The sequence below is a fragment of the Halanaerobium sp. genome (assembly GCF_003070835.1).
Window position 1 is genome coordinate 1 of record NZ_QBLR01000127.1, and the last position, 9846, is coordinate 9846.

Here is a 9846-nt window from a genome sequence, read left to right on the forward strand (position 1 = left end):
ATCCGCAAATAAAAAAAATAAAGTAAAAAGTTATCTTCCAGCAGATCCAGAAATATCGATTCAAAGAAAACATCAGAATAAAAAAATGAAGCTGCCTGAAGTGCCGGAGTCAGAAATCAGAAAAATTCTAGCTGCGATTGCTAAAGAAAAGAAGGAGGATGAAAAAGACTGCGGCGGCTGCGGCTATTCCAGCTGCCGGGAAAAGGCAGCAGCGGTTTATCACGGCTTTGCAGAAAAGAAAATGTGTATTCCCTATATGAAATCACGAGCAGAGTCTCTTTCTCAAATTATTGTGGAGTCATCACATAATGCTATAATTGTTGTTAATGATCAGATGGATATTCAAAAATTTAATCCTGTAGCAAAAGAATTATTTACACAAAAGAGTAGAAAACTGGAAGGGATGCAGTTAGATAAATTTATTGACAGCAGCAATTTCAAAAAAGCCTGGAATCTTAATCAAAGATTTATTCACCAAAAATGTTCTTATAAAAATGGGAGTATTATAGTTGATCAGACTATCTTTGCTTTAAAAGAACATAAAGTTATAGTTGGAATTTTAACTGATATTAGCGAACAAGAAAAACAAAGGGAAAAAATGCAAAAGATGAAAGAGGTGGCAGTTGAAAAAACCAATGCAGTTGTTAATAAGCAGATGCAGATAGTACAGGAAATAGCTGGTCTTTTAGGAGAAACGACTGTTGAAACAAAAACAGCTCTAACAGAACTCGCTGATCTTATAAAGACAGGTGATGAGCAATGGGACTAGTTTTTGAAGAATTCTACCGGTCTGTACCCAAAGCAGGTGAAGAAGTGTGTGGTGATAATGTAGAAATAATTAAAAAAGAAAATAAAACCATTGTTGTTTTATCTGATGGTCTTGGCAGCGGTATTAAAGCCAATATTCTATCTACTTTAACTTCCAAAATAGCTTCTGGTCTACTTGATAAAGAATTACCTTTAAAAGAAATACTATCGACAATTTTGGCAACCCTTCCTGTTTGTGAAGTTAGAGGGATTGCTTATGCAACTCTCGCTTTTTTAATTATTGATCAAGATCAGCAGCTCCGTTTGATAGAAATAGACAGCCCTTCTGCTTTTTTATTTAGAAATGATAAGGTTAAAAAATTAGATTATCGAGAATTTGAACTGGAAGGAAAAAAAATTAAAGAGGCGAACTTTAAATTTCAGCGGCAGGATCAGCTTTTTTTAGTTAGTGATGGCGTTACTCATGCTGGAATTGGAGGGTTATTAAACTTTGGCTTGGGCTGGGATGGGGTTGCTTGCCAGATTGAAAGAACAGTAAAAAAGAACCAAAATGATTTAAAATACAGTATCAATAAGCTTGTTAAAATATTTAACACTTTTTATAATGATCAGGCTGGTGATGACTTTACTATCATTGGAATGAAATATAGAAAAAAAAGAAAATTAAATATTTGGAGTGGTCCACCTTTAAAAAAAGAAGATGATCAAGTATTAGCTAAAAAAATTTCTGAGGCAGAAGGCAAAAAAATAATCAGTGGTGGTACAACAGCTCAAATAGCAGCACGTGAGTTAAATAAAGAATTAGAACCTGGCCTTAAATACTATGACAAAGACATTCCTCCAACCAGCAAGATGGAAGGATTTGATCTTTTAACAGAAGGTTTATTAACATTAAACAGGGTTCTTTCTTTACTAAAAAAATATAAACCAGGCCAGATTCCAGTTGAAGGGAAAGATGGTGCTTCTCGTTTCACTCGGCTTTTATTAGAAAGTGACAGTGTTAAATTTTTTGTGGGTAGAGCTGTTAATGAATCACACCAGAGTTTGAATCTTCCAATTAACTTAGGAATTAGAAGCCAGATAATAAGTCAGATTTCAGAACAGCTAAGGAGAATAAAAAAAGAAGTTAAAATTGAATGGTTTTAAAATAAAGGAGGTGCATTAGATGTCCGAAAACACTTTAAAAATATGTATAGGAACTCCCTGTCATTTAATGGGAGCAGCAGATTTGCTGGAATCAGTAGAAGAACTTGATCAAAGTTTGCGCGAAAAAATCGAACTAAAAACAAGCCATTGCATTGATAATTGCTGTGATCAGGCTCCGGTTGCTGAATTCAATGGTAAAGTCTATCAGGATTTGAACCCCGAAAAACTATATAAGATTATAAGTGAAAATATAAGATAGGAGATGTTAAAAATGAGTCAGAATACTATTTCTGAGGTTGTTAAATTAAAAAGGAGACTATATGTCGAGTTATTAAGACTTGTTAAAACAGGAAATTTAGCAGAAGAGATTTCGGATTTATCAAAAAAAATTATAACTAAAGACTCGCCTCGTTATAGATGTTGCGAATTTAAAGAAAGAGCAATTTTTGAGCAGAGGATAAAAGCTGTGTTAGGATTTAATATTGCCGATAATAAGGAAATAACTTTAAAAGAATTGGCATCCTCACTGCCTCGACATGAAAAAAATAGAAATGTAGTTGAGGTGTTTGATATAGCTTGTGACAGCTGTCCCATTGATAAATATATAGTTACAGATGCCTGTAGAAATTGTGTTGCTCATAAGTGTGTTAATGCTTGTCCAGTAAATGCTATAGTGATTATCCAGAATAAAGCTTATATTGATCAGGGAAAATGCGTAGAGTGTGGGAAATGTGCTCAGGCGTGTTCTTATAACGCTATCTTAGAAAATCAGCGCCCTTGCAGCAGAGCCTGTGAACTTGATGCTATAAGTTCTGATTCTAATCGTCAGGCAAAAATTGATAGAGATAAATGTGTCAGCTGTGGCAGCTGTATAGCAGCCTGTCCTTTTGGAGCAATAACAGAAATTAGTGATTTAATTGAAGTCGCAGTAAATTTATTTGCTGAAAAAAGCAAACTTGCTGCAATGCTGGCCCCATCATTTTTAGGTCAATTAGGCTATCAGCAGAGCGCAGCTAAGATGAATTATGCCTTAAAAAAACTTGGGTTTGCAAGGGTAATAGAAGTAGCTGCTGGAGCAGAAATAACAGCTGCTGCTGAAGCTGAAGAATTAGAAGAAAAGATAGAATCAAATGAGACCTTGCTCTCTTCCTGCTGCCCTGCCTTTAAATCAATGGTAGAAAATGAGTTCAAAGAACTTTCAGATCTGATTTCTAAGACAGATTCTCCAATGGCAGTTACTGCTGGAGAAATGAAGAGTGAGGATCATGAACTAAAAACTGTCTTTATTGGACCTTGTACAGCTAAAAAAGAAGAAGCACTCAGCGATCAAAATGTTGATTATGTTTTAACTTTTGAAGAATTGCTGTCTTTATTTACAGCCAGTAATATTAATTTAGCTCAAATTGATAGAGAAGAAAAACTAGAAGATGCTGGACATTTAGGTAGACAATTTGCTTATGCTGGTGGTCTGCAGAAATCTCTAGAGGAAATTATAGCAGCTGATTTTGAGAGTAAACAGATAGATGGACTGGAGAGACTGAAAAAAGAACTTAATCTGATCAGGGCTGGCAAACAGAGCTATAATTTTTTGGAAGGAATGGCCTGTACAGGCGGCTGTGTTGGCGGACCATTTTCGATGATCAACCAGAAACTGTCAAAAAAATTAGTAAAAAGATTTGCAAAAGCAGAAAGATTTCTAAGTTGACACTTTTTATTATTTATAATAAAATTAAATTGAGAATCATTTTCAATATTTAGATTAATAACGGGATTTTTTTGCGGCAGGGGGAAAATAATTGCTTTATCAGGCAGAAAAATTAAACAAGCAGTATGGTACTGAACAAATTTTAAAGGATATTTTTTTTAAACTAGAAAAAGGAGAAATTATAACATTTTTAGGACCCAGTGGTTGTGGAAAATCTACTTTACTGAGAATATTAGCTGGCTTAGAAGACTATGATAGTGGTAAGATTATTAATAATGCTTCTCATACTTCTTTCATTTTTCAAGAAGATCGACTGCTTCCTTGGTTAAGTTTAGAAGAGAATATAGAGCTAGTTCTGAAGGATCAGTTAAGAGATCAAAAAAAGATCGAAGCTAAAGTTGCAGATGTTTTGGGAGCAGTTAATCTTTCAAAAAATCACAACTATCTCCCCAAAGAACTTAGTGGTGGCATGAAACAAAGAGGTGCTATTGCTAGGGCTTTAGCTATTGAGCCGGAGCTGCTTTTGATGGATGAACCGTTTTCAAATTTAGATTTCCCTTTACGTTTGGATTTAATAAAACTTTTAAGCAAAATTTTTGCTAAAAAGAAAATGGGTGGGATTTTTGTAACACATGACAGCCGCGAAGCTGTTTTGCTTGGAGATAAAATAATGATAATGAAAGATAACCCTGGTCGAATTGAAAGTTCTATTGAAATAACAATTCCGAAAGTTGATAGATATCTGGAATCAGAAGAAATTAGTCAATACAATAAATTATTAAACCATTACCTCTGTCGCAATATGGGGAAAAAGCATATGCATAAAAGCTGCAGATTGCTTGAAAATATGAATTTTAGCTGTGAGTCATTGATTATTGATCAAGAAGAATAACTGGGCAAAACTATTGTTTTGGGGGGGTTCAATTGGAATATAAAAATTTATCAGCAACAAAATATTTTATTATAATATTATTGACTGTTTTAATGTTTTTAATTACCATCCCAGTTGTAGCTGAAGATAGTATAAAAATTAGTGTGTCATCCAGTCCTTCATCTTTGCCTGCTTTTTATATCCAGGATAATTCAGATTCTGTTGACTTAAATGTTTCCATCCACCGCAGCCGTAATGTTGTTATTTCTAAATTAATGCAGGGAGAAATTGAGGCAGCACTTCTTTCAACAAATGAGGCTGTCAAATTATATAATCGTGGAGTTGAAGTACAGTTATTGGGCATTCATAATTGGGGACTTTTTTATTTACTAACCACAAATCAAGATATTATCAATTGGGATACTTTAAAGAATAAAAAATTATATATACCAGATAAGGGTGGCCCTTTAGATATAGTTTTTCAAGAACTTGCTGCTAAAAAAAATTTAGATTTAAAAAACGATTTAAAAGTCGAAAGGGGTAAGATGAGAGAAGTAGCTCAACTTATGATTAATAACATGGCTGAAACAGCAGTTATCAGAGAGCCCTTTGCTTCACAAATAATTTTAAATAATGATCAAAGTAAAATTGTTTTTGATATCCAAGATGAATGGGAAAAAGAATATAATTTTAGAATTGCTCAATCTGCACTTGTAGTTCGAAAAGATTTTGCAGAAAAGAATAAAGAGTTACTCTTGAAATTAGAAAAAGAGTATCAAAAAGCAGTAAAAAATTTAGGAAAAGACAATAAATTAGCTGCTGATTTAGCTTTAAAGTATTTAGAGCTTAGCCCTGAAGTAACACTAAAATCGTATCCGGAACTAAATCTTAATTATCAAAATATTGCTGAGGTTAAAAAAGAGGTTATTTCTTATTTAGAAGTTTTAAAATCTTATAATAAAGAAACAATAGGTGGGCGATTACCTGATGCAGAATTCTACTTCAGCTACTAAAAATTCAAATAAGAAAAATGAGATAAAAAGAAGAGAATCAACTTATTATACTTTAATTAGTGCTGCTTTAATACTTCTAGTTTGGAAGTTGTTATCTTTAAATTATAATCCGATAATTTTACCATCTCCTGAAAAATCTTTTTTTACAATTTATGAAATGATGTTAACAAAAACTTTTTGGGTTAGTATTGGTTATTCTTTCTTTCGGATAGTAAGCGGTTATTTATTGGCTTTATTAATCGGTACCCTGTTAGGTATTATCATGGGATTAAATGAAAAAATTGATAATTTATTTCGACCAGCTGTTTCTATGCTGCAGACTGTTCCCAATATTTCCTGGATTTTAATCGCTATTATTTGGTTTGGTTTAAACTCTAAAATAGTGATATTTACAATTTTTATTTCTTTAGCACCTATTTTTGTTATAAACAGCTATGAAGGAATAAAAAATACATCTCAAGAATATTTAGAGATGGCAGCTGTATATAGATTAAAACCTTTAACAATTTTTACAAAAATTTATCTCTATTCTATTAAGCCATATTTAAGATCAGCTGCAGTTATTACAGGTGAACGTGCTTGGAAAATTGGGGCAATGGCAGAACTTTTAAGTCTTGATACAGGTATTGGAGCTGGTCTTTATTGGGCCCGCAATAATCTTCAGACTGAAAGAATTTTTGCTTGGACAATAGTTTTGATTTTAATGGGTTTTTTAAGTTCTAAATTATTGAAAGTTTTGCTGAAAAATTGATAAAAACTAATAAATGTATTATAATTGAGATGCCGGGATACCGGCATTTTTTCTGTTAAATATGCAGGGAAAGGTTAATCAAATCCAGAATATGATTATTTAGGGAGTGGTTTAGATGCAGAACTACCCTGATAGTGGAGTTTATATTTTAAAAATAAAATTAGAAAATAAAATAGAAATCAAGATTGGAGCTCTGGGAAAAAAGATTTTTCCTCCCGGATATTACTTTTATGCAGGAACAGCTCAACGTAATCTGAAAGCACGGATTAATCGTCATTACAGTTCTGATAAAAATTATCACTGGCATATAGATTACTTTTTAGCTGAAGCAGATATAGAAAGTGATTTTGTTTTTGAACTGCCGGGAGAGGGAGAATGTTTTCTAGCCCGAATCTTAATAGATAATGGTGGGAAAACTTTGATTGATGGTTTTGGCGCCAGTGACTGCAGCTGCGGCAGCCATTTAATATATTTTCCTTTAAAGGCAGGAAAAAAAATTGTAGAAGATTTAATAGATAATAAGAATTTAACAGCAGAATTTAGTAATTTTAAAGAATAATGATTTAATCAGAATGCAATATTAAGTCAATTTAAATAAGGAAGTGATTTGGTGGAAGATAGTGAAATACTGAAAAACCTTAATCAGGCTCAAAAAAAAGCTGTAGAGCATCATAAGGGACCGGAACTGGTACTTGCGGGTGCCGGCAGTGGTAAAACAAGAGTTTTGACCAGGAGAATTGGTTATTTAATCAATCACTATGGAGTTTCTTCTTATAATATTTTAGCTGTTACTTTTACCAATAAGGCAGCAAATGAGATGAAAGAAAGAGTAAAAGATATGGTTGGAGGGGTAAACAGCAGCCTCTGGGTTAGTACTTTTCATTCTTTTTGTGTGAGAATTTTGCGTAGGGAAGCGGAAAAACTTGGCTATAATAAAAATTTTGTTATTTTTGATAGCCTTGATCAGCGAAAATTGGTTAAGGAAGTATTGAAATCTAAAAATTTAGATCCTAAAAAAACAAAACCTAGATCAGTTTTAAATAAAATTTCGAATGCAAAGAATGAATTAAAGACTCCGTCTGAGATGAATGCACTTTCAGGTAGTTTTTTTGATCAGACTGCTGCTGATATTTATGAAGAATATCAAAAACGACTTAAAGAAAATAATGCGATGGATTTTGATGACCTAATTCAGCAAACAGTAAGACTTTTTGAAGAATTCCCATTGGTTTTAGAGCACTACCAAGAGCGATTTAAGTATATTCTGGTTGATGAGTATCAGGATGTTAATCATGCTCAATATCAGCTGGTGAATCTATTAGCAAAGCGCTACCGCAATATTTGTGTTGTAGGTGATCCTGATCAGGGAATATATGGGTTTAGAGGCGCAGATATCCGAAATATTTTAAACTTTGAAGATGATTATCCTGATGTTAAAACTATTCGTTTAGAGCAAAATTATCGTTCTAAAGGGAATATCTTGAAAGCAGCACAATCTGTGATTAAAAATAATTCTTCTCGGAAAGAAAAAGAACTTTGGACAGATCAGGGTGAGGGCCCTAAATTAGAACTATATGAAGCAAAAGATGAGAAAGAAGAAGCAGACTTTGTCTGCCGAACTGCTAAAGAGCTTATTAAAAAAGAAGAGTTAACTTTTGATGATCTGGCAGTTTTATATAGGACTAATTCACAGTCAAGAGCATTTGAAGATATGCTGATGAAATATGGAATACCTTATCAGATTGTTGGAGGAGTCCGTTTTTATGAGCGGATGGAAATTAAAGATATTATGGCTTATCTAAGGTTAATCTATAATCCGGCTGATGATATTAGTTTTCTAAGGATAATAAATCGGCCTAAAAGAGGTATTGGTGCTGGTACCTTGGGCAAAGTTCAGGATTATGCGGAAGCTGAAGGACTTAATTTATATGATGCTGCTTTAAAGTCTAAGGAAAATCCTGCATTAAGTGGAACCTATGCTAAGAGAGTACTTCACTTTACAGAAATCATAGAAGAATTGAGATCAGAAAGGGATCAAATTGCTTTAGCAAGACTGACTGAAAAACTTTTAGATAAAAGTGGATACCGCCACAATTTAGAAGAAGAAAAAACTGCTGAAGCTGAAAACCGGCTGGAAAATATTGAAGAATTATTTTCTGTTATCAATGAATATATGAAAAATAGCGATAATAATACACTTGCTGGATTTTTAGAAGAAGTGACTCTAATGTCGGATATTGATTCAATGGATGAAAAGCAGAGTTCACTAACCTTGATGACTATTCATTCGGCTAAAGGTTTAGAATTTCCAGTTGTCTTTTTAGTTGGAATGGAGGAAGGAATTTTTCCTCATTCTAATTCTATGTTTGAACAAAAAGGGATGGAAGAAGAAAGACGTCTTTGCTATGTTGGAATGACTAGGGCTGAAGAGAGACTCTACTTAAGTAGAGCATTGGTAAGACTTCGTTTTGGTGAAAGAAAAGTTAATCCACCTTCCCAATTCATTGAAGAGATTCCTGAAGAACTTTTAGCTGGGGCAGCCGATACACGCTCTGAGATGGCAAAAGAAGAAGAGTTAATTCATTCTGATAATTCTGGTACTGATTATGCTATTGGACAGAAAATTGTTCACCCCCGCTGGGGAATTGGAACCATATTATCAATAAGAGGGGATAAAAATCCAGAATTAAAGATCGCTTTCGAACAGGGTAAAACTAGAAATTTACTGGCGGAGTTTGCGCCAATTCAGAAAGTATAGGCAGGTGTAAATATGGCTAAATTGACAAAAGAAAAAGCTGAAAAAAAGATAAAGGCATTAAGGGCAAAAATTAGAGAGCATGAATATAAATATTTTGTATTAGATGATCCTTCAATTTCTGACGCTGAGTTTGATCAACTAATGCAGAAATTAATTAACCTGGAAAATGAATTTCCAGAATTAATAACAGAAGATTCTCCTACTCAGAGAGTGGGTGGAGAAGTCTTAGATGAATTCGAAAAAGTTGAACACTCGTCAACAATGCTTAGTCTGGATAATGCTTTTAGTGCAGATGATTTAGGAGATTTTGATCAACGAATTCAAAAAAATCTTGATGGTGAAGACTATCAGTATGTTGTTGAACATAAAATTGACGGACTTTCCGCAGTAATGCGCTACAGAGAAGGTAGTTTTGAACTTGGTGCTACCCGCGGTAACGGAGAAATTGGTGAAAATATAACTCAAAATATGAAAACTATTCGCTCTCTACCGTTGAAAATTGAGGAAGCAGCTGAGTTAGAGCTGAGAGGAGAAATTTATTTAGCTAAAAGTGAATTTAAACGGCTAAATGAAGAAAGACTAAAAAATGATGAATCTCCTTTTGCTAACCCCCGCAATGCTGCTGCTGGGTCAGTTCGGCAGCTGGATAGTAAGATTGCCGCAGAAAGAAGTTTATCAATTTTAATCTATGATTTAATTTCTCATTCAGGCAGAGAATTTGAAACCCATTTAGAGGTTTTTTCTTATTTAAAAGAACAGGGTTTTAAGGTTAACTGGCATCAGTCTGCTGCTGAGATAGAAGCAGTGATAGATATCTGTGAGCGCTGGCAGGAA

9 protein-coding genes and 1 pseudogene are annotated in these 9846 nt (G+C 33.7%); all 10 read left to right on the forward strand.

Annotated elements, in window-relative coordinates; genetic code table 11:
• The coding region (locus CI949_RS12450) for a (Fe-S)-binding protein (protein WP_290766996.1) at positions 1–769 on the forward strand (769 nt) is incomplete at its 5' end.
• Positions 760–1914 carry a SpoIIE family protein phosphatase gene (locus CI949_RS12455; RefSeq protein ID WP_133617990.1) on the forward strand — a complete coding sequence of 385 codons (1155 nt, stop codon included), beginning with the start codon at positions 760–762 and terminating at the stop codon, positions 1912–1914. The genes CI949_RS12450 and CI949_RS12455, both read left to right, overlap by 10 nt.
• A gap of 19 nt (positions 1915–1933) precedes the next feature.
• The gene (locus CI949_RS12460; RefSeq protein WP_133617989.1) at positions 1934–2173 is read left to right on the forward strand and encodes an NAD(P)H-dependent oxidoreductase subunit E; all 240 of its coding nucleotides are present in this window, start codon (positions 1934–1936) and stop codon (positions 2171–2173) included.
• A gap of 12 nt (positions 2174–2185) precedes the next feature.
• A complete protein-coding gene (locus CI949_RS12465; protein ID WP_133617988.1) occupies positions 2186–3619 on the forward strand; it encodes a monomeric [FeFe] hydrogenase in 1434 nt (477 codons plus the stop codon).
• A gap of 91 nt (positions 3620–3710) precedes the next feature.
• A complete protein-coding gene (locus tag CI949_RS12470; protein WP_133617987.1) occupies positions 3711–4511 on the forward strand; it encodes an ABC transporter ATP-binding protein in 801 nt (266 codons plus the stop codon).
• 32 nt (positions 4512–4543) lie between these two features.
• A complete protein-coding gene (locus CI949_RS12475) occupies positions 4544–5503 on the forward strand; it encodes an ABC transporter substrate-binding protein (RefSeq protein ID WP_133617986.1) in 960 nt (319 codons plus the stop codon).
• Positions 5478–6254, forward strand: coding sequence for an ABC transporter permease (locus CI949_RS12480; RefSeq protein WP_133617985.1), 777 nt, complete (start codon positions 5478–5480; stop codon positions 6252–6254). Before CI949_RS12475 ends, CI949_RS12480 begins: the two co-directional genes overlap by 26 nt.
• A gap of 115 nt (positions 6255–6369) precedes the next feature.
• Positions 6370–6813, forward strand: coding sequence for a DUF123 domain-containing protein (locus tag CI949_RS12485; RefSeq protein ID WP_133617984.1), 444 nt, complete (start codon positions 6370–6372; stop codon positions 6811–6813).
• Positions 6814–6864: 51 nt separating this feature from the next.
• Positions 6865–9012 carry a DNA helicase PcrA gene (pcrA, locus tag CI949_RS12490; protein WP_149796680.1) on the forward strand — a complete coding sequence of 716 codons (2148 nt, stop codon included), beginning with the start codon at positions 6865–6867 and terminating at the stop codon, positions 9010–9012.
• Between the two features lie 12 nt (positions 9013–9024).
• Positions 9025–9846, forward strand: a pseudogene (locus CI949_RS12495) (NAD-dependent DNA ligase LigA); the annotation flags it as partial.